The organism is Pantoea sp. Acro-807 (assembly GCF_011752675.1).
Taxonomy (GTDB): Bacteria; Pseudomonadota; Gammaproteobacteria; order Enterobacterales; family Enterobacteriaceae; genus Pantoea; species Pantoea eucrina.
Window position 1 is genome coordinate 704,209 of the sequence record NZ_VWXE01000001.1, and the last position, 24,774, is coordinate 728,982.

General features: G+C 58.7%; 22 protein-coding genes. 16 read left to right on the forward strand and 6 right to left on the reverse strand.

Annotated elements, in window-relative coordinates:
• Positions 1-18: 18 nt before the first annotated feature.
• The 15 genes from cheW to spy all read left to right on the forward strand — a co-directional run bounded on the left by cheW (position 19) and on the right by spy (position 17,951).
• Entirely contained in the window at positions 19-516 is a 498-nt protein-coding gene (cheW, locus tag F3J39_RS03410) for a chemotaxis protein CheW (RefSeq protein WP_039384003.1), read from the forward strand.
• 69 nt (positions 517-585) lie between these two features.
• Positions 586-2,262, forward strand: a complete 1,677-nt coding sequence (locus F3J39_RS03415) for a methyl-accepting chemotaxis protein (protein WP_039384005.1) — start codon at positions 586-588, stop codon at positions 2,260-2,262.
• A 165-nt stretch (positions 2,263-2,427) separates the two neighbouring features.
• On the forward strand, positions 2,428-4,104 hold the full coding sequence (locus F3J39_RS03420; protein WP_166713830.1) for a methyl-accepting chemotaxis protein: 1,677 nt from the start codon (positions 2,428-2,430) through the stop codon (positions 4,102-4,104).
• A 242-nt stretch (positions 4,105-4,346) separates the two neighbouring features.
• Positions 4,347-6,026 carry a methyl-accepting chemotaxis protein gene (locus tag F3J39_RS03425; protein WP_166713965.1) on the forward strand — a complete coding sequence of 560 codons (1,680 nt, stop codon included), beginning with the start codon at positions 4,347-4,349 and terminating at the stop codon, positions 6,024-6,026.
• A gap of 103 nt (positions 6,027-6,129) precedes the next feature.
• Positions 6,130-7,005: a protein-glutamate O-methyltransferase CheR gene (gene cheR, locus F3J39_RS03430; RefSeq protein WP_039384010.1), complete on the forward strand. Its 876-nt coding sequence runs from the start codon at positions 6,130-6,132 to the stop codon at positions 7,003-7,005.
• Complete coding sequence (locus F3J39_RS03435; protein ID WP_039384011.1) at positions 7,002-8,051, forward strand: chemotaxis response regulator protein-glutamate methylesterase; 1,050 nt, start codon at positions 7,002-7,004, stop codon at positions 8,049-8,051. The genes cheR and F3J39_RS03435 overlap by 4 nt, the downstream gene beginning before the upstream one ends.
• Before the next feature lie 39 nt (positions 8,052-8,090).
• Positions 8,091-8,480: a chemotaxis response regulator CheY gene (cheY, locus tag F3J39_RS03440; RefSeq protein ID WP_039384013.1), complete on the forward strand. Its 390-nt coding sequence runs from the start codon at positions 8,091-8,093 to the stop codon at positions 8,478-8,480.
• A 9-nt stretch (positions 8,481-8,489) separates the two neighbouring features.
• Complete coding sequence (gene cheZ, locus F3J39_RS03445; RefSeq protein WP_039384014.1) at positions 8,490-9,131, forward strand: protein phosphatase CheZ; 642 nt, start codon at positions 8,490-8,492, stop codon at positions 9,129-9,131.
• Between the two features lie 171 nt (positions 9,132-9,302).
• Entirely contained in the window at positions 9,303-10,724 is a 1,422-nt protein-coding gene (locus F3J39_RS03450) for a YchO/YchP family invasin (RefSeq protein WP_166713831.1), read from the forward strand.
• Between the two features lie 371 nt (positions 10,725-11,095).
• Positions 11,096-12,316 (forward strand): aspartate aminotransferase family protein, encoded by a 1,221-nt coding sequence (locus F3J39_RS03455; protein WP_166713832.1) that lies wholly within the window; start codon positions 11,096-11,098, stop codon positions 12,314-12,316.
• Positions 12,313-13,344, forward strand: a complete 1,032-nt coding sequence (gene astA, locus F3J39_RS03460) for an arginine N-succinyltransferase (protein WP_039384017.1) — start codon at positions 12,313-12,315, stop codon at positions 13,342-13,344. Before F3J39_RS03455 ends, astA begins: the two co-directional genes overlap by 4 nt.
• On the forward strand, positions 13,341-14,819 hold the full coding sequence (astD, locus tag F3J39_RS03465; protein ID WP_108569272.1) for a succinylglutamate-semialdehyde dehydrogenase: 1,479 nt from the start codon (positions 13,341-13,343) through the stop codon (positions 14,817-14,819). The genes astA and astD overlap by 4 nt, the downstream gene beginning before the upstream one ends.
• On the forward strand, positions 14,806-16,134 hold the full coding sequence (gene astB / locus F3J39_RS03470) for an N-succinylarginine dihydrolase (RefSeq protein ID WP_039384020.1): 1,329 nt from the start codon (positions 14,806-14,808) through the stop codon (positions 16,132-16,134). Before astD ends, astB begins: the two co-directional genes overlap by 14 nt.
• 26 nt (positions 16,135-16,160) lie before the next feature.
• Positions 16,161-17,150 carry a succinylglutamate desuccinylase gene (gene astE / locus F3J39_RS03475; protein ID WP_039384022.1) on the forward strand — a complete coding sequence of 330 codons (990 nt, stop codon included), beginning with the start codon at positions 16,161-16,163 and terminating at the stop codon, positions 17,148-17,150.
• A gap of 309 nt (positions 17,151-17,459) precedes the next feature.
• The gene (gene spy / locus F3J39_RS03480) at positions 17,460-17,951 is read left to right on the forward strand and encodes an ATP-independent periplasmic protein-refolding chaperone Spy (protein WP_039384024.1); all 492 of its coding nucleotides are present in this window, start codon (positions 17,460-17,462) and stop codon (positions 17,949-17,951) included.
• A gap of 81 nt (positions 17,952-18,032) precedes the next feature.
• Here spy and cho read toward each other — a convergent pair whose 3' ends face one another.
• The 3 genes from cho to F3J39_RS03495 all read right to left on the reverse strand — a co-directional run bounded on the left by cho (position 18,033) and on the right by F3J39_RS03495 (position 21,140).
• Positions 18,033-18,893 carry an excinuclease Cho gene (gene cho, locus F3J39_RS03485; RefSeq protein WP_039384025.1) on the reverse strand — a complete coding sequence of 287 codons (861 nt, stop codon included), beginning with the start codon at positions 18,891-18,893 and terminating at the stop codon, positions 18,033-18,035.
• A 111-nt stretch (positions 18,894-19,004) separates the two neighbouring features.
• Positions 19,005-19,832 (reverse strand): ammonia-dependent NAD(+) synthetase, encoded by an 828-nt coding sequence (gene nadE, locus F3J39_RS03490; RefSeq protein ID WP_039384028.1) that lies wholly within the window; start codon positions 19,830-19,832, stop codon positions 19,005-19,007.
• Positions 19,833-19,949: 117 nt separating this feature from the next.
• Positions 19,950-21,140 (reverse strand): multidrug effflux MFS transporter, encoded by a 1,191-nt coding sequence (locus F3J39_RS03495; RefSeq protein WP_039384031.1) that lies wholly within the window; start codon positions 21,138-21,140, stop codon positions 19,950-19,952.
• Between the two features lie 181 nt (positions 21,141-21,321).
• Here F3J39_RS03495 and osmE point away from each other — a divergent pair, with 181 nt between their 5' ends.
• The gene (osmE, locus tag F3J39_RS03500; RefSeq protein ID WP_039384034.1) at positions 21,322-21,657 is read left to right on the forward strand and encodes an osmotically-inducible lipoprotein OsmE; all 336 of its coding nucleotides are present in this window, start codon (positions 21,322-21,324) and stop codon (positions 21,655-21,657) included.
• Positions 21,658-21,722: 65 nt separating this feature from the next.
• Here osmE and F3J39_RS03505 read toward each other — a convergent pair whose 3' ends face one another.
• The 3 genes from F3J39_RS03505 to hxpB form a co-directional block, all read right to left on the reverse strand.
• Complete coding sequence (locus F3J39_RS03505) at positions 21,723-23,114, reverse strand: L-cystine transporter (protein WP_071668767.1); 1,392 nt, start codon at positions 23,112-23,114, stop codon at positions 21,723-21,725.
• Positions 23,115-23,271: 157 nt separating this feature from the next.
• Entirely contained in the window at positions 23,272-23,859 is a 588-nt protein-coding gene (locus F3J39_RS03510; protein ID WP_039384043.1) for a metal-dependent hydrolase, read from the reverse strand.
• Positions 23,860-23,999: 140 nt separating this feature from the next.
• The gene (gene hxpB, locus F3J39_RS03515; RefSeq protein ID WP_166713833.1) at positions 24,000-24,668 is read right to left on the reverse strand and encodes a hexitol phosphatase HxpB; all 669 of its coding nucleotides are present in this window, start codon (positions 24,666-24,668) and stop codon (positions 24,000-24,002) included.
• Positions 24,669-24,774 lie beyond the last annotated feature (106 nt).

The window sequence follows — 24,774 nt, forward strand, 5'->3', positions numbered from 1 at the left end:
TAAATAAAGGGCAAAAAAATGACTGACATGGCAACCGTGACCAAAATCGCTGGCGAAACCGTCGGCCAGGAGTTTCTGGTATTCACCCTGGGTGATGAAGAGTACGGCATCGATATTCTTAAAGTACAGGAGATCCGCGGCTACGATCAGGTCACGCGCATCGCCAATACGCCGGAATTTATCAAAGGGGTGACCAACCTGCGCGGCGTCATCGTGCCAATTATCGACCTGCGCGTGAAGTTTTCGCAGCCGGACGTCGAGTACAACGATAACACCGTGGTGATTGTGCTCAATCTGGAGCATCGCGTGGTCGGCATTGTGGTGGATGGCGTTTCCGATGTGCTGTCGCTGACGCATGAGCAGATCCGGCCGGCACCGGAGTTCGCCGTGACGATGTCTACCGAGTATCTGACCGGACTCGGCGCGCTGGGCGAGCGCATGCTGATTCTGGTCGACATTGAAAAGCTGCTCAGCAGCGAAGAGATGGCGCTGATGGATACGCTGCGCAGCGTATAAACCTTACCGCCGGGCCGCCTCAGAGCGGCCCGTTTTCTTTACCACTATCCTGTTTCGATGGACCCCATTATGTTTACCCGAATTCGTGTTGTCACCAGCCTGCTGGTGGTACTGGTACTTTTTGCTGCCCTGCAGCTGACGTCCGGATCGCTGTTTATCCGCGCACTGCATCATGACAAAACCAGTTTTTCTGCCTCACAGCTCTCTGCGCAGAATCTTGCGGCGATCACCGATGCTTATATGAGCCTTAACCAGAGCCGGGTGGTGTTGACGCGTATGCTGCTGCGCATCACTACCGGTAAACTGGAGGGGAAAGAGGCTGATGTCAGCGAACTTTACTTACAGAGTCGGGATTTCCAGCAGCGAGCCGCGGACAACTTTACTCTGTTCCGTAATCTGCCTGATACGCCGGGGCTGGATAAACAGCTTAATCAGCAGCTGGAGCAGAGCTACAGCGCTTACAGTCAGGCGCTGGCTGCAATGCAGGCCGCGCTGCAAAATAAAGATATGGTACAGGCCTATAAAGCGCCGGTAGCGCCCAGCCAGAGCGCCTTTTACGCTGATTACACGCGCTGGCGGGCCGACCAGAACCGTCTTACGCAGGCTGGCGCAGAAGAAAACAGCGCGGCTTATGCCCGTATGCTCTGGCTGATTGGTGCCGTTATGACCGTCGTGATTGCCGTTGGTGTTCTGTGCTGGTTCGGGCTGCGCCGGATACTCATCCAGCCGCTTAATCAGAGCATCCAGCATATCCGGCATATTGCGCAGGGCGATCTTACCCAGCCGATTACCATCACCGGGCGCAATGAGATGAGTCAGCTGGCCACCAGCCTGCATGAGATGCAGCAGGCGCTGACGCGCACGGTCAGCGACGTGCGCGACGGCGCGGATGCGATCTTTACCGGGGCGAGTGAGATCTCCGCCGGTAATAACGATCTTTCGGCGCGCACCGAGCAGCAGGCTGCATCACTGGAGCAGACGGCGGCCAGCATGGAGCAGCTGACGGCAACGGTGAAGCAGAATGCTGAAAATGCCCGTCAGGCGTCGCAGCTGGCGCTGACCGCTTCAGGCACGGCGCAGAAAGGCGGCACGGTTGTCGAGGGCGTAGTCTCGACAATGAAAGATATTGCCGGCAGTTCAAAGAAAATCGCTGACATTATCAGCGTCATTGACGGCATTGCATTTCAGACCAATATTCTGGCGCTTAACGCTGCGGTGGAAGCCGCCCGCGCTGGCGAGCAGGGCCGCGGCTTTGCCGTTGTGGCCGGTGAGGTACGCAGTCTGGCGCAGCGCAGCGCTCAGGCGGCCAAAGAGATCAAAGGGCTGATTGAAGACTCAGTCCGGCGCGTTAACAGTGGTTCCGTGCTGGTAGAGAGCGCCGGTGAGACCATGGGTGAGATAGTCAGTGCGGTGACGCGCGTCACCGATATCATGGGCGAAATTGCTTCAGCGTCTGACGAGCAGAGCCGGGGTATCGATCAGGTGGGTCACGCGGTCACTGAAATGGATCGGGTCACCCAGCAAAACGCGGCGCTGGTTGAAGAGTCGGCCTCAGCTGCTGCTTCACTGGAGGCGCAGGCCAGCCGCCTCAGCCAGTCGGTGGCGCTGTTCCGCATTACGCGAGGCGCTGCGCAGGTGACTGGCGTGCGTCATCCGCAGATTGCCCCGCCTGCAGTTGCAGTTGCTGCCGCACCGCGTCGTGCGGCCACGACCACAGGCGCAGAGAGCCACTGGGAAACCTTCTGAGTGTCGTTATGCCCTCTGTCATGCGTGACGGAGGGCAGTTTTTTTAGTTATTAATCAGGCTCAAAAGCTTCAATAGGACCGGACTGGCGCAAAGAAGCGTAAACCGCCTCAATTAATTGCGGCTGGCGTCGATAACAGGGTGTCAAAATTCTTCCTGGAGACACCATGTTAAAACGTATCAACGTCGTTACCAGTCTGATCGCCGTGCTGCTGATTTTTGGCGCGCTGCAGCTGCTCTCGGGCGGCCTGTTCTGGTCAGCGCTGAACAAAGATAAAGAGGCGTTTGCCGTCGCACAGACCTCTACCAATAATGTTGCCGCTATGTCGGATGCGTGGATTGAGCTTAATCAGACCCGCACCGTGCTCAACCGCGCCATGCTGCGTATGCAGGGCAGTATGGCAGCGCAAACCAACGGCGGACAGCTCAATGCGCTGATTGCCCAGACGGAAAAGCAGCTGAGCGTGGCCGCAGAGCACTACCAGCGTTACTACAACCTTCCTTCCACACCGGGCCTGCCGGAAGCCTTAACCGAACGGCTGGAGTCTGACTACAACGCGTTTAACGACGGCCTGAAAGCGATGCTCGAACGCCTGAAAGCCAACGATCTGCAGGGTATGTTTGCGCAGAATATTGAGGCGCGCCAGGTCAAAATGAAAGCGACCTATGAAGAGTGGCGTACTGCCCAGGCGGAACTCGCGGCGAAAGGCGTCGTCCAGAACCAGCGCGCCTTTACCACTATGATGTGGCTGCTGGCCGCGGTGATGGTCGTGGTGATCGCGGTGATTGCAGGTTGCTGGTTTGGCCTGCGGGTGGTGCTGATCCGTCCGCTGCACGCGCTGCTGGGGCATATCCGACATATCGCATCCGGCGACCTGACCCAGCCGATTCAGGTGGAAGGACGCAATGAGATGAGCCAGCTGGCGGCCAGCCTGCATGAGATGCAGCAGTCGCTGGTGCGTACCGTCAGCGATGTGCGCGACGGCTCCGATGCGATTTTCACCGGTGCCAGCGAAATCTCTGCCGGCAACAATGACCTTTCCGCCCGCACCGAAGAGCAGGCGGCCTCGCTGGAACAGACGGCTGCCAGCATGGAACAGCTGACCGCTACGGTAAAACAGAACGCTGAAAATGCCCGTCAGGCGTCGCAGCTGGCGCTGAGCGCTTCTGATACTGCCCGTAAAGGCGGTGACGTGGTGGAAGGTGTTGTGCGCACCATGAGTGATATTGCCGGTAGTTCAAAGAAGATTGCCGATATTATCAGCGTTATCGACGGCATTGCGTTCCAGACGAATATTCTGGCGCTCAACGCTGCCGTTGAAGCGGCACGCGCCGGTGAGCAGGGCCGCGGCTTTGCTGTTGTGGCGGGTGAGGTGCGCAGTCTGGCACAGCGCAGCGCTCAGGCGGCGAAAGAGATCAAAGGGCTGATCGAAGAGTCGGTCACGCGGGTTAACGCCGGTTCGCAGCTGGTCGGTACCGCCGGTGACACCATGAGCGATATTGTCGGTGCCGTCACGCGCGTCACCGATATCATGGGCGAGATCGCCTCGGCGTCAGATGAACAGAGTCGCGGTATTGATCAGGTGGGTCACGCGGTCACTGAGATGGATCGCGTGACGCAGCAGAACGCCGCTCTGGTCGAGGAGTCCGCCGCCGCCGCCGCATCACTGGAAGCGCAGGCGAGCAGGCTGAGTCAGTCGGTTGCCGTGTTTCATATTCCGCGTACTGCAGCGCCGGCCGCTCAGCGTCTGACAGAGAGCAGAAAACCGCAGCCGCTGCGCAGTCCGGCGCGCAAAGCCGCTACCGCCGCCCCGGCCAGCGATACGAACTGGGAAACGTTTTAAGGGATTTTACCAGGTCGGCATAAATGCCGACCCTGCATGCTTATACACTGCGCATTCACGGCTAATCAGACACCGGCATGAATGCCAGCCCGTTAATCCCGCAGGGAGCGCATTAATGCGCTCCTGGCCCGGTCTGCCTTACTGCCACCTCTGCACCCAACGCATAAACTGCGCGCCGCGTGCATAAAGATCCCCTCATCCACGCCGATAACTACAGCGATCCGCCAACCAATGAGGTGTTTATGTTTAGTCGTATTCGTGTTGTTTCCGGCCTGCTCTGCGTGCTGGCGCTGTTTGCGCTGCTGCAGCTCTTTTCCGGTGGGATGTTCTTCTCAACGGTAAAAGCTGATAAAGATAATTTTGCCTATAACCAGCGCCTCAGTACCCTGCAGCGCGCCATGGGCACCTCCTGGGTATCGCTGGTGCAGGCGCGTAATACGCTAAACCGCGCCGGTATTCGCTATTTACAGGATAGCCAGATGGCAGGATCGGGGGCCACGGTGAAAGAGCTGGTTGCGCTCGCCAATGAGGAGCTGCAAACCGCCGATGCGGGCTTTGCCGATTTTAATGCCAGCCTTTCGGTGCAGGGCAAAAGCGCTGCGAACGTGCTGGCGCTGCAGGCCAACTATAAAGCCTACCGCGATGCGCTGGCTGAGCTGGTGGTTTTCCTCGGCTCAGGCAACTTCAAAGGGTTTGTCGATCAGCCTACGCAGAGTCTGCAGGACAAATTTGAAAAGGATTACAACGCCTGGCTCACTACTAATCTGGGCCTGGCGCAGCAGGGCGTTGACGCCAATGAGAGCGCATATCGTCACGCCATTATGCTGGTGCTGGGCACCCTGCTGGTGACGCTGCTGGTGATTATGCTGGTCTGGAGCGGAATGCGCTCAGCGCTGATCCGGCCGCTGAAGCAGAGCATTGAACATATCCGCCACATTGCGCGGGGCGATCTGACCCAGAGTATTGACGTCAGCGTACGTAACGAAGTGGGCGATCTGCTCAGTTCGCTGGCAGAGATGCAGCAGGAGCTGGCGCGCACGGTGCGTACCGTACGCGATGGATCTGACGCTATCTATACCGGCGCGAGTGAAATCGCGATGGGCAATAACGACCTCTCTTCCCGTACCGAACAGCAGGCAGCTTCGCTGGAGCAGACGGCTGCCAGCATGGAGCAGCTTACCGCCACGGTGAAACTGAATGCAGAAAATGCACGTCAGGCCTCGCAGCTGGCGCTTAACGCCTCAGAGACCGCGCAGCAGGGCGGCAAAGTGGTCGATGGCGTGGTGAGCACCATGAAAGATATCGCCGGCAGCTCGAAGAAAATTGCGGACATCACCAGCGTTATTGACGGTATCGCATTCCAGACCAATATCCTGGCGCTGAACGCTGCCGTAGAAGCGGCACGCGCCGGTGAACAGGGACGCGGGTTTGCGGTGGTTGCAGGTGAAGTGCGCAGTCTGGCACAACGCAGCGCTCAGGCGGCGAAAGAGATCAAAGCGCTGATTGAAGACTCTGTCAGCCGCGTTAACACCGGCTCGGTGCTGGTCGAAAGCGCAGGTGAAACCATGAGTGAGATCGTCAGCGCCGTAACGCGAGTGACCGATATCATGGGTGAAATCGCCTCCGCCTCCGATGAGCAGAGCAAAGGTATCGACCAGGTGGGCGTGGCCGTGACGGAAATGGACCGGGTAACACAGCAAAACGCCGCGCTGGTTGAAGAGTCTGCGACGGCCGCTGCCGCTCTGGAAGAGCAGGCCAGCCGCCTGAAACAATCCGTTGCCGTGTTCAATATTGGTAAAGAATTTGTCGCGCAGGCCGTTAACGTATCTACAGCGTTAAAAAAGGTATCGCCGGTTGCGCAAAAAGCGCTGGCACCCGCTACTGGCGCACGCGGCGCTGATGATAACTGGGAAACCTTTTAATGCAGCCGGGCCGCTTTGGGCGGCCCGCTTACCCGGTAAGTACCGGCAGCAGCGTAGCAATCAGAGAACTATCACTTAACAGTTTGTTGCCGGATGGCCCGAGATGAAGAAATCGACGTTCCTCGATCAAAATGAGCCGACCACGCTGCTTGCGCAGATGGTACAGCGTCTGCCGCTTTCCGATACGCACTTTCGTCGTATCAGCCAGCTGATCTATCAGCGCGCGGGTATTGTCCTGGCCGATCATAAGCGTGAGATGGTCTACAACCGCCTGGTTCGCCGGCTGCGGACGCTGAATATCGACGATTTCGGCCGCTATCTGGCGCTGCTTGAACAGGATCCAAACAGCGCAGAGTGGCAGGCGTTTATCAATGCGCTGACCACTAACCTGACCTCGTTTTTTCGCGAAGCGCATCATTTCCCGATCCTGGCAGAACACGCCCGGAAACGCAGCGGCAGCTACAGCGTCTGGAGTACGGCCGCGTCAACCGGCGAAGAGCCCTATTCCATTGCGATGACGCTGGCTGAAACGCTGGGCACCGGACCTGGCAAATTTCAGGTTCACGCCAGCGACATCGACACGCAGGTGCTGGAGAAAGCGGTAGCGGGCGTCTATCGCCAGGAGGAGCTGCGCACGCTGTCGCAATCGCAGCTGCAGCGTTTCTTTCTGCGCGGCACCGGCCCGCATGAAGGCATGGTGCGCGTCCGCCCTGAGCTGGCAGGTATGGTGCACTACTCGCAGCTTAATCTGCTGGCTAATGAGTGGGCGCTGCCTGGCCCGTTTGACGCTATTTTTTGCCGCAACGTAATGATCTACTTCGATAAAGAGACTCAGGAAAAAATCCTGCGCCGTTTTGTTCCGCTGCTGAAGCCGGGCGGAGTGCTGTTTGCCGGGCATTCAGAAAACTTCAGCCAGATCAGCAAAGAGTTCTGGCTGCGCGGGCAGACCGTGTATGGGCTGACTAAGGAAAGACGATGAGCAAAATCACCGTGATGTGCGTGGATGACTCGGCGCTGATGCGCCAGCTGATGACGGAGATCATCAACAGCCATCCCGATATGGAGATGGTTGCGACGGCACCGGACCCGCTGGTAGCGCGGGATTTAATCAAACAGTACAACCCGCAGGTGCTGACGCTGGATGTTGAGATGCCGCGTATGGATGGCCTCGACTTTCTGGAAAAACTGATGCGTCTGCGGCCGATGCCGGTGGTGATGGTCTCCTCTCTCACCGGTAAGGGTTCGGAAGTCACGCTGCGCGCGCTGGAGCTGGGCGCGGTGGATTTTGTCACGAAACCGCAGCTGGGGATCCGCGAGGGCATGCTGGCTTACAGCCAGATGATCGCCGACAAAATTCGCGGCGCGGCGCGGGCGAAGCTGCATACACGCACCGTGTCGCCGGCGCCGGTCACGCTGAAAGCGGGTCCGCTGCTCAGCAGTGAAAAGCTGATTGCGATCGGCTCGTCCACCGGCGGTACGGAAGCGATCCGCCATGTACTGCAGCCGCTGCCGGCGACCAGTCCGGCGCTGCTTATCACGCAGCATATGCCGCCGGGATTTACCCGCTCGTTTGCCGAGCGGCTGAACAAGCTCTGCCAGATCACCGTGAAAGAGGCGGAGGATGGCGAACGTATTCTGCCGGGTCACGCCTATATCGCGCCAGGCGCAATGCATATGGAGTTGGGGCGTAGCGGAGCGAACTACGTTGTAAAACTTAATGATGGCCCGCCGGTTAACCGGCACAAACCCTCTGTGGATGTGCTGTTTCGCTCGGTGGCCGTCAATGCAGGACGAAATGCAGTGGGCGTCATTCTGACCGGGATGGGAAATGACGGCGCGGCCGGGATGCTGGAAATGCATCGCGCAGGCGCCTGGACCATCGCGCAGGATGAAGCCAGCTGTGTGGTATTTGGCATGCCGCGCGAAGCAATAGCGATGGGCGGCACCAGTGAAGTGGTCGATCTGGGCCACATCAGCCAGCATATGCTGGCAAAAATTAGCGCCGGACAGGCATTGCGAATTTAACGAGCCCGTCCTGCCGGACGAGACAACACAGGAGTAGATATGGCTGATAAAAATATGCGCTTTTTGGTAGTGGACGACTTTAACACCATGCGTCGCATCGTCCGCAACCTGCTGAAAGAGCTGGGTTTCAATAACGTTGAAGAAGCCGAGGATGGCGTTGATGCGCTGAATAAACTGCGCGCAGGCGGCTTCGACTTCGTGGTCTCTGACTGGAACATGCCAAACATGGATGGCCTGCAGCTGCTGCAGACCATTCGCGCCGACGCCACGCTGAGCAAGCTGCCGGTGCTGATGGTGACGGCAGAAGCGAAGAAAGAGAACATTATTGCTGCCGCTCAGGCTGGCGCCAGCGGCTACGTAGTGAAACCTTTCACCGCCGCCACGCTGGAAGAGAAGCTGGGTAAAATATTCGAAAAACTGGGCATGTAAGGAGATGTGATGAGCGACCTTCCGAAATCAACTGAAGAAGCCTCGGCACACGACATTATTGTCCGAATTGGCTCGCTGACGCGTATGCTGCGCGACAGCCTGCGTGAACTCGGGCTGGATCAGGCGATTGCCGAAGCCGCAGAAGCGATCCCGGATGCCCGCGATCGTCTGGATTATGTAGTACAGATGACGGCGCAGGCAGCAGAACGCGCGCTGAACAGCGTGGAAGCGTCACAGCCGCATCAGGATAAGATGGAAGCGGGCGCCACGCAGTTAAAAGGGCGCTGGGATGCGTGGTTTGAAAACCCGATTGAGCTTGCTGATGCGCGCGAGTTGGTTTCGGATACGCGTGAGTTTCTCGCTGAGGTGCCGCAGCACACGTCATTCACCAACAAGCAGCTGCTGGATATTATGATGGCGCAGGATTTTCAGGACCTCACGGGTCAGGTGATCAAGCGCATGATGGATGTCATCCAGGAAATTGAACGGCAGCTGCTGATGGTGCTGCTGGAGAACATGCCAGAGGCAAACGCGGCGGCGCGCAAAGAGGCCACCAGCCTGCTGAACGGCCCGCAGATCCACGCTAATGCCCCTGGCGTGGTCTCCAGTCAGGATCAGGTTGATGATCTGCTGGACAGCTTAGGTTTTTAACCGCAGCGCAGAGACAGGCACCCGGTCTGTCTCTGCACTGCTCTGCCATACGCCCGCACCGCTTTCCGTAAATCCTCCTAAATTGCCTGCAGAATCAGCAGAGTGTGATAAGGTTAGATCTGCCGTTTTGTGATCGACGTCTACTTTATTACCGAAACGATAGCTGATTTTATGTTGCCACTGCTTATCCGCACACTTCTGCCATTCTGCCTGACTGGCGTAGCGCTGCCTGCGCTGGCGCTGACGACCGCTACCCGCGTGGCTGACGCGCCCTTTACCGATCCCGCTCACTTCCGGCAAATGGCCGATGACCTGCCGGCGCTGGGCTATAACGCTGATAGCGACGCCTTAAGTAAAAAACTGGCGACCATCGCAAAGAGCATCGGCGAAGCGAGCCAGAACGGTGACAGTGAGACGTCGCTCGGGCAGCAGGCGGGGATCTGGGCGTTTAATCACTTTCGCGATGAGGTGGCCACCCGGGTGGCGGATGAAGGGCAGCTGCTGCTGTCGCCCTACGGGCAGGCGCAGATTGATCTTAATGTCGACATGGAAGGTAACTTCAGCGGCAGCGGGGCGTCGCTGCTGACGCCGTGGGCCGATCGCTATAACTATCTGACCTTCAGCGAGCTGGGCGTGCATCAGACGGATGACGGGCTGATTGGTAATGCTGGCCTGGGTCAGCGCTGGGTGGCGGGCAACTGGCTGCTTGGTTATAACGGATTTGTCGATCGTATGTTCGACAGCGGGCTGCAGCGGGCATCAGTGGGTACGGAGGCCTGGTCTGACTTTTTGCGCTTTTCAGCCAACTACTACACGCCGCTCTCAGGCTGGCGCAACCGCAATCCGTTTCAGCAGCAGCGGCTGGCGCGCGGTTATGACGTTACCACGCGCGGCTATCTGCCGTTTTATCGTCAGCTGGGCGTCTCCGTTAGCTGGCAGCAGTATCTGGGCAACAATGTCGATCTGTTCAACTCCGGCAACACGTATCACAACCCCTCTGCGCTGACGCTGGGCCTCTCCTATACGCCAGTGCCGCTGGTCACCGTTTCCGCCAGCCACAAAACCAGCAGCGAAGGGGAGAGTCAGGATCAGCTCGGGCTGCACCTTAACTACCGGTTCGGCGTGGCTCTCAGCCAGCAGCTCAGCCCGGATAACGTTGCAGCCACCCGTTCGCTGCGCGGCAGCCGCTACGATACGGTGACGCGCAGCTCGACGCCGGTTCTGGCTTTTCGCCAGCGAAAAACCTTCTCTGTTTTTCTCGCTACGCCGCCGTGGCAGTTGAATCCTGGTGAGAGTCTGTCGCTGAAAGTGCAGATCCGCAGCGCGAATCCGGTACGTAAAGTAAGCTGGCAGGGCGACACGCAGGCGCTGAGCCTGACGCCGGGGACCCGGCCTGGCGATCCGCAGGGCTGGAGTATTATTATGCCCGCCTGGGACACGTCGCCAGGCGCAACGAATCACTATCGTCTGTCGGTAACGGTTGAAGACAGCAAACAGCAGCGGGTGACGTCAAACTGGATCGATCTTCAGCTGCAGCCGCCGGTGGCACTGGCGCCACAAAACCAGGACAGCTTCGATATCATGGCGCCCTGATCGCCCCCGTGCGCGAAGGCGCTTTTTCGCACCACGATGGCGCGTGCTGCGCTGCCAGCGCGCGCCATCTGCCCTGTTATGGCGAAATATTTGCTGTGCGATCACAAAAGCAACATTTCCTTCCATAAATGCATAAATCCGCTAAATAATTTGCTGCCTTAGCGGCGGCGCAACCGTAATATTCACTTTTTATGCAAAATAAGTGAATAGCGGCCTGCCGTAACCCATTGAAATTTCGTCGCTGACTCCCTTTTATGCATTATTCCCTCTGGCTGGCACGCTTGCTGCACCTTATAGTCGGGCTGCTGATTACGCACTCTTAACAATTTTAAAACAATAGCTTCACCCGGGGTGAGGCAGGAGATCCGGCTATGTCACTGCAGGTTACACGTCACGATTTTGATCAATGGATGATGCCGGTCTATGCACCCGCAACCTTTATACCGGTACGGGCTGAAGGATCGCGGTTGTGGGATCAACAGGGCAAAGAGTATATCGATTTTGCTGGCGGGATCGCAGTGAATGCGCTGGGTCATGCACACCCGGCGCTGCAGCAGGCGCTGACAGAGCAGGCGGCAAAGCTGTGGCATACCGGCAATGGCTATACCAACGAGCCGGTATTGCGGCTGGCAAAACAGCTGATTGATGCCACCTTTGCCGACCGCGTTTTCTTCTGCAACTCCGGCGCTGAGGCGAACGAAGCTGCGCTTAAGCTGGCGCGCAAAGTGGCACACGACCGTTTCGGCGATCAAAAAAGCGGCATTGTGGCGTTCACTAACGCTTTTCATGGCCGCACCCTGTTTACGGTGTCGGCTGGCGGCCAGCCCGCCTATTCGCGCGACTTTGCGCCGCTGCCGCCGGCCATTCAGCATGCGCAGTTTAATCACCTGGAATCGGCCGCCGCGCTGATTAACGACAACACCTGCGCCGTGATTGTTGAACCGATTCAGGGCGAGGGCGGCGTCTTACCTGCCGATGCAGCCTTCCTGCGCGGCCTGCGGGAGCTGTGCGACCGCCATCAGGCGCTGCTGATTTTTGATGAAGTGCAGAGCGGTGTGGGACGCACCGGATCGCTTTACGCCTATATGCACTACGGCGTTACACCGGACGTGCTCACTACCGCAAAAGCGCTGGGCGGCGGCTTCCCGATTGGTGCCATGCTGACGCGTGAGGATCTGGCGCGGGTGATGGGAGTGGGCACACACGGTACCACTTATGGCGGTAACCCGCTGGCGGGTGCGGTGGCGGGTAAAGTGCTGGAGCTGGTCAACCAGCCCGCTTTTCTCGCTGGCGTGACCGAGCGGCATCAGTGGTTTGTTGATCGGCTCCAGGCGATTAACCAGCGGCTGCCGGTGTTTAAAACCATCCGCGGCCTCGGGCTGCTGATTGGCGCCGTACTCAACGACGATTTCGCCGGAAAAGCCAAACAGTTTAACCTGACGGCCGCCGAAGAGGGCGTCATGGTCCTGATTGCCGGTGCCAGCGTCGTGCGCTTTGCGCCCGCGCTAAACATCAGCCAGGAGGAGGTGCAGCAGGGGCTGGCGCGTTTTGAGCGCGCCTGTGAACGTATTCTCAGAGGAGCCACATCATGATGGTGATCCGCCCGGTTGAACATGATGACCTGGCGCAGCTGCTTCTGCTGGCGGGTAAAACCGGCGGCGGCCTTACCTCGCTGCCGGAAGACAGCGCCACGCTGCAGGCGCGTATTGAGCGTTCACTGCTGACCTGGCAGGGGGCGCTGCCGCGCGCTGAACAGGGTTACGTCTTTGTGCTGGCCGACAGTGACGATAACCGGGCCGTGGGGATCTGCGCGATTGAAGTGGCGGTCGGGTTGCAGGAGCCGTGGTACAACTTCCGGGTTGGCACGCAGGTACACGCCTCCAGAGAGCTGAACGTGTATGCCAGCCTGCCAGTGCTGTCGCTCAGCAACGATCACACCGGCAGCAGCGAACTCTGTACGCTATTTCTCGATCCCGACTACCGCGACGGCAGAAACGGCTATTTACTCTCTAAATCACGCTTTCTTTTTATGGCGAACTTCCGCGATCGCTTTATGCGCAACGTGGTGGCAGAGATGCGCGGCGTCAGCGATGACAGCGGTCATTCCCCTTTCTGGGAAAGCGTGGGCAGCCATTTCTTCTCTATGCCGTTTCGCCAGGCTGATTTTCTCAGCGGTACCGGTCAGAAAGCGTTTATCGCAGAGCTGATGCCGAAACATCCGCTCTATATTCACTATCTCAGCGAGGCAGCGCAGCGCGTCATTGGTGAAGTACACCCGAAAACGGCGCCGGCGCGCGCGGTGCTGGAAGCGGAAGGTTTTCGCTATCAGAACTATGTCGACATCTTTGATGGCGGACCGACGCTGGAGTGTGAAATTGATCGTATCCGGGCCATTCGCAAAAGTACGCTGCTGCCGGCAGGCGCCGGTGACGCGCAGGCGCACTGGCCGCTCTGCCTGGTCGCTAACAGCAACTATCAGCAGTTTCGCGCCACGCTACTGCCGGTGGATATCGCCGCCGGTCACGTCTGCCTCAGTGAGAGCCAGCGTCAGGCGCTGCGCTGTGAATATGGTGATGCGCTACGGGTTGTAACACTCTGCCGTGAGGAGAAACAGGCATGACGCACTTTATTAATAATCAGTGGCTGCGCGGCGACGGTGACCTCTTCACAAAAGCCGATCCGGTCTCAGGCGAACAGCTGTGGCAGGGCAACGCCGCCTCTGCGGCTCAGGTCAGCGCCGCCTGTGCGGCAGCCCGCGCAGCGTTCCCGCACTGGGCGCGCCTGCCGTTCACGGCACGTCAGGCAGGGATTGAAACCTTTGCCGCGCTGCTGGAGCAGCATAAGGTGGAGCTGGCGGAGATCATCTCACAGGAAACCGGCAAGCCGCGCTGGGAGACGCTGACGGAAGTGCAGGCGATGATCAATAAAATTGCCATTTCAGTGAAAGCGTATCACGCCCGTACCGGCGAACAGCAGTCGGGTGAAAGCGCACTGCGCCATCGTCCGCACGGTGTACTGGCGGTATTCGGGCCCTATAATTTTCCGGGGCATCTGCCAAATGGCCACATTGTGCCCGCGCTACTGGCAGGAAACTGCGTGGTGTTTAAGCCGAGCGAGCTGACGCCGCTGACCGCGGAACGCACCGTGCAGCTCTGGCAGCAGGCAGCGCTCCCGGCGGGGGTCATCAATATGGTGCAGGGCGGACGGGAAAGCGGCCAGGCGCTGGCACAGGCAGAGCAGATTGATGGCGTCCTGTTTACCGGCAGCGCGGCTACCGGGTATCACCTGCACCGGCAGTTTGCCGGCCAGCCGGAGAAGATGCTCGCGCTGGAGATGGGTGGCAATAATGCGCTGATTGTGGAAGATCCGGCCGATATTGATGGCGCCGTACATATCGTCATCCAGTCAGCTTTTATTTCTGCCGGGCAGCGCTGCACCTGCGCACGTCGCCTGCTGGTAAAACGTGGCGCGGCGGGCGACGCGTTTCTGCAGCGGCTGGTGGCCGTCAGCGCCCGGCTGCAGCCCGCAGCGTGGAATGCTGAGCCACAGCCATTTATGGGCAGCGTCATTTCGCCTGCGGCGGCCGGACAGATCTATCAGGCGTGGCAGCAGCGCGTGGCGCTGGGCGGTGAAGTGCTGCTGAATATGCAGTGGCCGGATCGCCAGCGCGCACTTATTACGCCAGGCATTATCGATATGACCCATGTAAGTGCGCTGCCGGATGAGGAGGTGTTCGGACCGCTGCTGCAAATCATCCGTTATGACGACTACAGCGAGGCGATTACGCTGGCTAACGCCACGCGCTATGGCCTCTCATGCGGTCTGATCTCACCGCAGCGGGCGCAGTTTGATCAGCTGCTGCTGGAGGCGCGCGCCGGTATCGTCAACTGGAACAAGCCGCTTACCGGTGCGGCCAGCACCGCGCCGTTTGGCGGCATTGGCGCCTCCGGCAACCACCGCGCCAGCGCCTGGTACGCTGCGGATTACTGCGCCTGGCCGATGGCAACCCTGGAGAGCAGCAGTCTGGCCCTGCCCGATACGCTCTCGCCGGGTCTCGATTTCTCTGCTCAGGGAGCGCGCCATGAACGCAGCTGAAGTCAATTTTGATGGACTGGTTGGCCTGACGCACCACTACGCGGGCCTCTCATTTGGTAATGAGGCGTCAACCCGCAATCAGCTGCAGCCCTCTAATCCCAGACTGGCGGTGCTGCAGGGACTGCGCAAAATGAAAGCGCTGGCCGATCTCGGCTATCTGCAGGGCGTGATCCCGCCGCACGAGCGACCTAATTTGCCGCTGCTGCGCCAGCTCGGTTTTTACGGCAGTGACGCGCAGGTGCTGGCGCGCGCTGCGCAGCAGGCGCCGCAGCTGCTCTCAGCCGCCAGTTCAGCCTCGGCGATGTGGGTTGCCAACGCGGCCACCGTATCGCCCTCGGCAGACAGCGGTGACGGACGCGTTCATTTTACCGTTGCCAATCTGAATAATAAGTTTCACCGGTCCATTGAAGCACCGGAAACGGCTGATCTGCTGCGGGCGATCTTCCGCGACCCGCAGCGTTTCTGCGTGCATGACGCGCTGCCTCAGGTGGCGCTGTTTGGTGACGAAGGGGCCGCGAATCATAATCGCTTCGGAGCGCGCTACGGCGACGCCGGCCTGCAGCTGTTCGTCTATGGGCGCGAAGGGCAGCACGCCGGCATCACGCCGGAACGCTATCCGGCGCGCCAGACGCTGGAAGCGAGCAGAGCGGTCGCGCGTCTGCATCAGCTTGACGAGGCGCGCACGCTCTTCGTGCAGCAGAACCCGGCGGTGATCGATCAGGGCGTTTTCCATAACGACGTGATTGCCGTCAGTAATCAGCAGGTGCTGTTCTGTCACGAAGAGGCTTTCGTCAATCAGCCTGCATTGCTGGAGCAGCTGGCAGAGCGGGTGCCGGGGTTTACCGCCATCGTGGTGCCGCGCGCGCGCGTATCCGTCAGCGACGCGGTGGCGACCTATCTCTTCAACAGTCAGCTGCTGCAGCACCCCGATGGCGGTATGCGGCTGATACTGCCCGAAGAGGCACGGCAGCATCCGGGCGTCTGGGCTTATCTGACGGAGCTGGCAGAGAGCGGCGGACCGATTCGGGAGCTCACGGTATTCGATCTGCGTGAAAGCATGTGCAACGGCGGCGGGCCAGCCTGCCTGCGCCTGCGGGTCGTGTTGACGGCAGAAGAGCAGCGGGCGGTCAACCCGGCGGTAATGATGAACGAGCAGCTGTTTACGCAGCTCAGCCAGTGGGCAGAACGCCACTATCGCGACTATCTCACGCAGGCGGATTTAGCCGATCCGGCGCTGCTGCAGGAGGGGCGTGACGCTCTGGATGCGCTGACGCAGCTGCTGAAGCTGGGCAGCGTCTACGCCTTTCAGCGCTGAGGCTGAGGCAGGATTAAGGAGAAAATATGCGCAGTTTTTTACAGCAGACGCTGGCGGGCACGCCGCCTGCCGTCACGCAGGGCGAGACAGCTTATCTGCGCTGGCAGTGGCAGGCGGAAGGGATCCTCTCGCTGACGCCGCTGACGCACTGCGACCGGGCGCTGGTGCTGTCAGCCGGGATCCACGGCAATGAAACCGCGCCGGTGGAGATAGTGGAGCAGCTGCTGGCGCCGCTGCTTAGCGGAGAAAAACCGCTGGCGGTGCGGCTGCTGGTGATACTGGGTAATCCGGCGGCGCTGCGCAGCGGCCGTCGCTATCAGCAGTACGATCTCAACCGGCTGTTTGGTGGCCGCTGGCAGCGGGTCAGTGAAACCAGTGAGGCACAGCGCGCCCTGCAGCTGGAACAGGTGATGGAGCGATTCTGGCGCAGCTGCCACAGGCAGACGTCGCGCTGGCATCTTGATCTGCATACCGCTATTCGTGGCTCTTATTATCCACGCTTTGCCGTTATGCCCGCGAACGCGCGACCGTGGCCGGATACGTTTATGCAGTGGCTGGCCGCAGCTGAGCTGGAGGCGCTGGTTTTTCATCGTGCGCCGGGCGGCACCTTCACCCACTATAGTTGTGAGCATCATCATGCGGCGAGTTCGACGCTGGAACTGGGTAAGGCGCTGCCGTTTGGTGAAAATGATCTCACGCAGTTCAGGGCAGTGCAGCGGGCACTCGCTGCGCTGCTGGAGGGCGAAACATGGCCGCAGCCGCATACGCAGCCGCGGCGCTATCACGTTTCACAACAAATCACCCGTCAGGGAGAGGGATTTACGCTGCATATGAGCGCGGACACGCTGAATTTCACCGCGTTTCCCCAGGGCACGCTGCTGGCAGAAGAGGGCGACACGCGCTATTACGTACAGCAGGCGCGGGAATATGTACTGTTTCCCAATCCGCAGGTGGCGCCGGGATTACGCGCCGGGCTGATGCTGACGGAAGAGAACGCACAGATGCCGGCGCAATAAACGGCCGCAGCATGGCTGACGCCTGATGGCGTCAGCCATGCTGATAGCGATCGCTTAACATTTTGCTTTCCCGGCGCGGGCAAACTCATTACACTCCTCCTTAATTCCTGCCATTTTCCCGCTATTGTCATACTTTTTTGCATTTTCTCACGTAATTCTTCGCAATCTCTCCACGATCGCACGATATCTATCTTCTATGCTTTCAGGGCTTTACTCAGGTTCTGAGTAGTTGACGTTCAGCGTCGTATGCTTGTTTCCGAAGACGCGACACAGGCTGTCGTCATATAACTGACAAGAAAGGACAATATTATGCGTAAACTGACTTCTGTTTTTCTGGCTACCGCAATGGCACTGGGTGCCGCCAATATCGTCCACGCTGCGGCCGATAACCTGACGCCACCGCCGGCCGGCACTGAAAAGCCGATGCATAAGCCGATGCGTCATCACGGTATGGAGATGTTTAAAGGCATTACTCTGACCGATGCGCAGAAAACACAGATCCGCACCATCATGCAGGATGGTCATAAAGAGATGCAGCGCCCGTCGCCGGAGGCGCGCCGCGCGAACCATGCCATTATTGCCGCCGACAGCTTCGATCGCAGCAAAGCGGAAGCACAGGCTGAGAAGATGACCGCAAACGCCAAAGAGAATGCGGTACGCATGATGGAAACCCAGAACAAAATCTATAACGTACTGACGCCGGAACAGAAAAAGCAGTACAACGCCAATTTCGAAACGCGCCTGACGGAAAAAGCGCCACACGATGGTAAAATGCCACCACCGCCTGCTGACGGTGAGTAAACACACCGTGATCGATCCGGATTAAGACCGCCGGCGCTGTTCAGGGCAGAGTACCGCCCTGAACAGCGTCGGCGGTTTTTTTTATAGCTCTATCAGCGGGAACTCGCCGGAAAGCAGCGGACGGCAGAGAATTTTATAGCCGTCGTGATCAAACCCCTGGCGCGCGCGCTGCAGCTGGCGCGCTTCCGCTTCAGTGGCAACAGAACCCAGCCAGAACCAGTGATCGATCACATGGATTTGTGTCATCTCAGCGCCGCGCTCCACCATGCCAACCGGGCCTTCCCACGGCCAGCACACCACGCGAAAGCGTTCCAGCCCCTCGCGGAGCCGCTGCTGGTGCGCTTCAACACTCTCTTTTCCGCAGCAGGCGCCGGCACAGCGCTTCAGTGCTGCGCGAAAGCAGCCGCGCCCTGGCCGCAGGCTCTCCAGCCCAAGCAGGCCGTGACAGAGCTGCAGCTCATCGGCCATGCTTTTAAGCTTCTCCAGCGCGGCAAAACGGCTGCGAAACAGCCCGTAGAGATCGGGTGAACGAGAGAAATCGACATCTTTTGCATAGACCACTTCCGGCGCGCCTTCTCCCAGCTGAAGTGAGCAGAGCTGACGATTTTTGCGCAGGCGCTTATTAAATAACGGCTGCTGCGTTTTAATCATCTGCGCTTCCAGCAGCTGCGCGCCAATATCGCCGGCGGTGGGGATCCAGCTTACGCGCCGCGCCTGACGCAGCATGCTCGCTTCATCCGTGGTGCGAAAATGCGCCATCACCCGGCTGCGCAAATTAATGCTTTTGCCGATATAAAGAGGCAGATTTTCACTCTCGCCGTGAAAGGTATAGACGCCGGGCACTTTAGGCAGCCCTTCAAGCCACTGGCGCAGGTGTTCGGGATATTGATAGATTGCCGCCGCGTCAAAGTCGAGGCGATGGCTGGTTGCTCGTCTGACCAAAGAATGCTCCGCTTACTGGTTTTGTATACAGTGTATCAGCGTGCTGCTTTTATCGCCAGTGGCAAGCGAGGCGCGACTCTCTCTCCGCAGAGGGAGAGTCGCAGGGAGGGGCTACTTTTTCCAGTAGTCGTCAAACACAGTCACCGGCATACGGCGCTTATGTTCGGTTTTGGTGTACCAGCCCTCGATAATTTTCGCCGATTCGGCATTGATGGTTTTGCCTTCCAGATAATCATCGATCTGCTGATAGGTTACGCCAAGCGCCACCTCATCCTGCAGGCCGGGACGATCGTCTTCAAGATCGGCCGTGGGATGTTTCATCCAGAGGTGCTCCGGACAGCCCAGCGCCTTCAGCAGCTGTTTACCCTGGCCTTTGTTAAGGCGAAAGATCGGGTTCACGTCGCTGCCGCCATCGCCATATTTGGTATAAAAACCGGTCACCGCTTCCGCCGCGTGATCGGTGCCCAGCACGATACCTTTGGTCATGCCGGCGATGCTGTACTGCGCCTTCATGCGTTCACGCGCCTTTTCGTTACCGCGGACAAAATCTGACAGCGCGATACCCGCTTCCTGCAGTGCGCGCTCGCTCGCCAGCACCGCCTCTTTGATATTGACCACCAGGGTACGATCGGGCTGAATAAACGCCAGCGCATCCTGACAATCCTGCTCGTCGGCCTGTTTACCATACGGCAGGCGCACGGCAATAAAGGTGTACTCTTTATCGCCGGTCTCATGACGCAGTTCGCTGACCGCCATCTGCGCCAGCTTACCGGTCAGCGTTGAGTCCTGCCCGCCGCTGATGCCCAGCACCAGCGTTTTCAGAAAAGGATGCGCTTTCAGGTACGCTTTCAGGAAATCGACGCTGACGCGGATCTCCTGCTGCGGATCGATAGCGGGTTTAACACCAAGGGCCTGAATAATTTCCTGCTGCAGTGACATGAACCTCTCCTCAAGTCAGAAGCCTGACGGCATGATGCGTAACATCAGCTAAAGCTAACGCCTTGGCCGCAAAACAACAAGCCAAACGGCGACTGGCGCAGACGGTTTGCTGCTGAATCAGGCGCTTTCAGGCCGCTGCGCCAGCAGGGTAAACATCAGGATTGCCAGCATAAAGCAGCCGAAAATGGTGGCGCTCATGCTGATAACCGAGGTCCCGCCCACGCCGCTAACCGGCACGCTGATGGCGCCCAGCGTAAACATGGTGACGCCGATAACCGCAGAAGCACTGCCGGCGCGGTGCCCCTGACTCTGCATCGCCAGCGATGCGGCGGTGGTTGCGATTACACCGTTACTGGCAATAGAGAAAAATAGCGCCACCAGAATAACCGGCAGGGCGGCGTCGCTCAGCGCGGCGGTCAGCAGGGTGGCGGAGGCGACAAATGCCAGCGTCAGCCCGCCCTTAAGCACCCGGTATTCGCCCCAGAGCGGACAGAGCCGTGCGCTGGTTTGTGAGGCGATAATCAGGCCGCACCCGTTGGCAGCAAAGCAGAGGCTGAACGCCTGAGGCGAGAGGCCGTAGATCTGCTGCAGCACAAACGGCGAGGCGCCGATATAGGCAAACATGCCTGACATCATAAAGCCCTGCGTCAGGCAAAAACCCATAAAGGGCCGATGCGTAACGACCTGGCCCAGCGCCGCCCAGGCGGAAAACAGAGAGCCCTGGCTACGGCGTGCAGGCGGCAGCGTCTCATGCAGCTGCCAGCGCGCCAGCAGAATCAGCAGAATGGCGATCGCCGCCAGTACGAGAAAAATGCCGCGCCAGCTCATGATTGTCATCAGCGCGCCGCCCAGTACCGGCGCTCCCACCGGTGCAAGGCCGTTGACCAGCATCAGCAGCGCAAAAAAGCGCGTCAGCTCGTGTCCGCTATACATATCCCGGGCGATAGCGCGCGACAGCACGGCACCGCCAGCGCCAGCCAGCCCCTCAAACAGGCGGGCAATCAGTAGCGAATGGATATCTTTTGCCAGCGCGCAGCCGACAGAGGCAATAAACAGCAGCAGCAGCGACAGCAGCAGGGGCCGGATGCGGCCAAATTTATCGCTCATGGGACCAAATAGCAGCTGTCCCGCCCCGAGGCCCAGCAGGCCGGCAGTCAGACTGAGCTGAGCGGTGGAGGTCTGCGTGTGCAGATCGCGCGCCAGTTCAGGCAGCGCGGGGAGATAGAGGTCGATACAGAGCGGTCCGAGCGCCGCCAGAAGTCCGAGCGTGATGGCGTAAACCAGCCGGTTAGGGTGTGCAGATGTCATGGGGCCTCTGAGCCGGGTAAAAAGTTAACCGCGCGATTATACGGAGCAGGGCGCAGCAGCACAGCTTCTTTACTCCGGATATATTGCGATGAACGCATCTAAAAGCGTCGCCACCAGGTTGATAAATCTGAATTTGTGTTCCAGGCTTATTCCGACATGGACAAAGTATGAGGAACAAAAAATGAATAAAGTGCTGGGATGTATCGCTGCCGCTATGACGCTGGCTGCTCTGTCTGGTTGTACCACTTACGATCGCGCGGAAAGTTATGTCACCAAACCGGTGGTAAAAGATGTTAAAAAAGGCATGACGCGTGAACAGGTGCGTCAGATTGCGGGTCCGGCTTCGACCGAAGTGACCATGGCGCACGCGCGTGGCACCTGCCAGACTTACGTTATCGGCGAGCGCGATGGCAAAATGCAGACCTATTTTGTCAGCTACAACGATACCGGTCGCGTGATGAACTACGGCTTCCAGAGCTGCAAAGAGTACGACACCGATCCGCAGGTTGCGCAGTAACTCTTTTTTGCTGAATAAAAAAGGGCCCGTCTGAGACGGGCCCTTTTTCATGCTGAAGTCAGCGCTTAGCGATGCGCCAGTTCGGCGTGCTCATCGCTCTCCAGAATTTTTTTGTCGGTCTGACCCAGCCAGCGGCTGGTCAGCGAACCGGCCGTCATTGAACCGTTCACGTTGAGCGCGGTACGGCCCATATCAATCAGCGGCTCAATGGAAATCAGCAGCGCGACCAGAGTCACCGGCAGCCCCATTGCCGGCAGCACAATCAGCGCAGCAAAGGTAGCACCGCCGCCCACACCGGCTACGCCAGCGGAACTCAGGGTGACGATCCCGACCAGCGTGGCGATCCAGACCGGATCAAACGGGTTAATACCGACAGTAGGAGCAACCATCACGGCCAGCATTGTCGGATAGAGTCCGGCACAGCCGTTCTGACCAATTGTGGCACCGAAGGAGGCGGAAAAGCTGGCAATCGCTTCCGGCACGCCGAGACGGCGCGTCTGCGTTTCCACATTCAGCGGAATGCTGGCCGCGCTGGAGCGGCTGGTGAAAGCGAAAGTGATCACCGGCCATACTTTGCGGAAGAAGCGCAGCGGATTGATGCCGTTGATCGACAGCAGCAGCGCATGCACGCCAAACATAATCGCAAGGCCAAGATAGGAGGCGAGAACAAAGCTGCCCAGCTTAACGATATCGTGCAGGTTAGAGCCGGCGACCACTTTAGTCATCAGAGCCAGTACGCCATATGGCGTCAGCTTCATGATCAGGCGCACCAGTTTCATCACCCAGGACTGCAGCGTATCAATCGCGGCCAGTACGCGTTCACCTTTCACTTTATCATCGCGCAGCAGATGCAGTGCAGCGACGCCGAGGAAAGCAGCAAAGATAACGACACTGATAATGGAGGTCGGGTTCGCGCCTGCCAGATCGGCAAACGGGTTTTTAGGGATGAAAGAGAGCAGCAGCTGCGGCGTGCTGAGATCGGCGACTTTACCCGCATAGTTGCTCTGAATAGCATTCAGACGCGCGGTCTCCTGCGCACCCTGCACCAGCCCTTCAGCGCTGAGGTGGAAGAGGCCGGTCACCATCACGCCGACCAGCGCGGAGATAGCCGTGGTAAACAGCAGTACACCGATGGTCAGCACGCTGATTTTGCCCAGCGAGGAGGCGTTATGCAGACGCGCCACCGCGCTCAGTATTGAGGCGAATACCAGCGGCATAACAATCATCTGCAGCAGCTGTACATAGCCATTACCGACCAGATTAAACCAGCCGATCGAATCCTTAACCACTGCGCTGTTTTCGCCATAAACCGCCTGAAGCGCCAGGCCAAATAGCACGCCCAGCACCAGGCCGGTCAGTACGCGCTTTGACAGGCTCCAGCTCTGGTTGCCAATGCGGTTAAGCAGCACCAGCAGAGCGGCAAAGACCACTATGTTGATAATAAGAGGGAAATCCATACTTAACTCCAGAAAGATGCCGTCCTGCAAAGTGCAGGCGGCATAGCGTAACGTAAATTTCTATCAGAGAATGTCAGGGATGTTAGCAGCACAATTAAGTGCAGGCTTATACCCAAAAAGCATGGGTTATAACTTTTTGTTTAATATGGCGTAATTATTAGCCGTTTAGCGGATTAATTAACCGGTTCACGCTGGATTGCAGTGTATCAAACAGCTGCTGCGGCCAGCCGTTTGCACCAAAAGCAGGCATGCCAGCCGGAAACCAGAGCGCCGCAACCACCAGTCCCAGACAAAGTATCCGCTCCAGCTGATTACCGCTCTGGCTTCTGAGAATAGGCAGACGAAAGCGCCAGCGGCAGGGCCACAGCAGCGGAACGCCAGCTGGCGTCAGCATGTCAGCCACGATATGGCTCAGGTAGCCCAGCGTCAGTCCCTGCAGCACATCCGCCGGCAGAAACCAGTCTGCCGGCACGTTCACTTTAAACAGCCACAGGCTGATAGCCACTGCCAGCAAACTGTGGGTAAAACCGCGATGTCCAAACGCCCGCGCGATGGGCTGAGAGAGCCAGCGAAAACGCTGGCCCAGCGTGGATCGGGGGTGGTCGATATCCGGCAGCAGGCAGGTCAGCAGCGTAGCGGGAACCAGATGCCACCAGTCCGCCGCAGCCAGAACCGGTGTCAGCTCAGCACGCTTGGCAAAAATAGCGCTGGCGATAGCAAAAATTATATGGCCTTCGGCCGTCATGATTAAATCCGGATACAAAACTGTCAATGCATCCAGTATAGGGATTTATCCAGTAAATGAGAACGGTGACGCTGTAACGAAGAGTGAATTATTTTCGCGCTGGCTGACCGCTGTATCAGACTGCGCCATACACTCTGCGGTCAGTTAAACAGATGCTCTGCGCGCAGTTCCGTCAGGCTCGGCAGCCGCACATCTGCCAGCGCCCAGCGGGCATCCGCGTAGTGTGCAGCCGCAGGCACCACAATAGAACGCATGCGCGCCGCTTTACAGGCGATCATGCCGTTGAAGGAGTCTTCCAGCGCCACACAGTTAAGCGGATCGATATCAAGCGCCGCTGCCGCATTCAGATAGACCTGCGGATGAGGTTTGCTCAGCGGCAGCGCTTCAGCGGAGGCGAGGGCGGAAAAGCAGGGCCGCAGCCGGAACATCTCCAGCACCCGCTCCAGCATGGCCAGCGGCGAAGCGGAAGCGAGCGCAATCCGCAGCCCCTGCTGCTGACAGAGCCGCAGCACCTGATCGACACCGGGCAGCAGCGGCTGCTGCGCTTCGATCAGCGATAGCGTACGATCGATAATACGCGCCGTGACGTCGGCCTGAGTCGCACCCTGCCACGGCTGTGCCTCATACCACATGCGTACGGTCTGATCGATGCGCAGGCCAAGCGTGTCAGGCAGCTCCGCGCGACGACTGACGTCAACGCCAAGGCTTGCCAGTACCTCCATCTCAGCCTGATCCCACAGCGGTTCAGAATCAATCAGTAAACCATCCATATCAAAAATAGCGGCGTACACCGGACGACGATAGCGCATGACAATATCCTTCTTAGCGGTTTGCGCCACCTTATCACGCCAGAGTGCGAAAACAAGGACGCGACAGGTAACGCATTTTTCAGGAAAAAATCGCCGACTGCAGGTA

Excerpts from the sequence above, each read along its gene's own strand:
- F3J39_RS03425 (WP_166713965.1), top strand. The coding sequence starts at position 4,347 with ATGTTTAGTCGTATTCGTGTTGTTTCCGGCCTGCTCTGCGTGCTGGCG.
- osmE (WP_039384034.1), top strand. The coding sequence starts at position 21,322 with ATGAATAAAGTGCTGGGATGTATCGCTGCCGCTATGACGCTGGCTGCT.
- F3J39_RS03420 (WP_166713830.1), top strand. The coding sequence starts at position 2,428 with ATGTTAAAACGTATCAACGTCGTTACCAGTCTGATCGCCGTGCTGCTG.
- nadE (WP_039384028.1), bottom strand. The coding sequence starts at position 19,832 with ATGTCACTGCAGCAGGAAATTATTCAGGCCCTTGGTGTTAAACCCGCT.
- cheZ (WP_039384014.1), top strand. The coding sequence starts at position 8,490 with ATGAGCGACCTTCCGAAATCAACTGAAGAAGCCTCGGCACACGACATT.
- F3J39_RS03415 (WP_039384005.1), top strand. The coding sequence starts at position 586 with ATGTTTACCCGAATTCGTGTTGTCACCAGCCTGCTGGTGGTACTGGTA.
- spy (WP_039384024.1), top strand. The coding sequence starts at position 17,460 with ATGCGTAAACTGACTTCTGTTTTTCTGGCTACCGCAATGGCACTGGGT.
- astA (WP_039384017.1), top strand. The coding sequence starts at position 12,313 with ATGATGGTGATCCGCCCGGTTGAACATGATGACCTGGCGCAGCTGCTT.
- F3J39_RS03450 (WP_166713831.1), top strand. The coding sequence starts at position 9,303 with ATGTTGCCACTGCTTATCCGCACACTTCTGCCATTCTGCCTGACTGGC.
- astE (WP_039384022.1), top strand. The coding sequence starts at position 16,161 with ATGCGCAGTTTTTTACAGCAGACGCTGGCGGGCACGCCGCCTGCCGTC.
- F3J39_RS03435 (WP_039384011.1), top strand. The coding sequence starts at position 7,002 with ATGAGCAAAATCACCGTGATGTGCGTGGATGACTCGGCGCTGATGCGC.
- astB (WP_039384020.1), top strand. The coding sequence starts at position 14,806 with ATGAACGCAGCTGAAGTCAATTTTGATGGACTGGTTGGCCTGACGCAC.
- cheR (WP_039384010.1), top strand. The coding sequence starts at position 6,130 with ATGAAGAAATCGACGTTCCTCGATCAAAATGAGCCGACCACGCTGCTT.
- hxpB (WP_166713833.1), bottom strand. The coding sequence starts at position 24,668 with ATGCGCTATCGTCGTCCGGTGTACGCCGCTATTTTTGATATGGATGGT.
- F3J39_RS03505 (WP_071668767.1), bottom strand. The coding sequence starts at position 23,114 with ATGGATTTCCCTCTTATTATCAACATAGTGGTCTTTGCCGCTCTGCTG.
- cheY (WP_039384013.1), top strand. The coding sequence starts at position 8,091 with ATGGCTGATAAAAATATGCGCTTTTTGGTAGTGGACGACTTTAACACC.
- cheW (WP_039384003.1), top strand. The coding sequence starts at position 19 with ATGACTGACATGGCAACCGTGACCAAAATCGCTGGCGAAACCGTCGGC.
- F3J39_RS03510 (WP_039384043.1), bottom strand. The coding sequence starts at position 23,859 with ATGACGGCCGAAGGCCATATAATTTTTGCTATCGCCAGCGCTATTTTT.
- astD (WP_108569272.1), top strand. The coding sequence starts at position 13,341 with ATGACGCACTTTATTAATAATCAGTGGCTGCGCGGCGACGGTGACCTC.
- F3J39_RS03495 (WP_039384031.1), bottom strand. The coding sequence starts at position 21,140 with ATGACATCTGCACACCCTAACCGGCTGGTTTACGCCATCACGCTCGGA.
- F3J39_RS03455 (WP_166713832.1), top strand. The coding sequence starts at position 11,096 with ATGTCACTGCAGGTTACACGTCACGATTTTGATCAATGGATGATGCCG.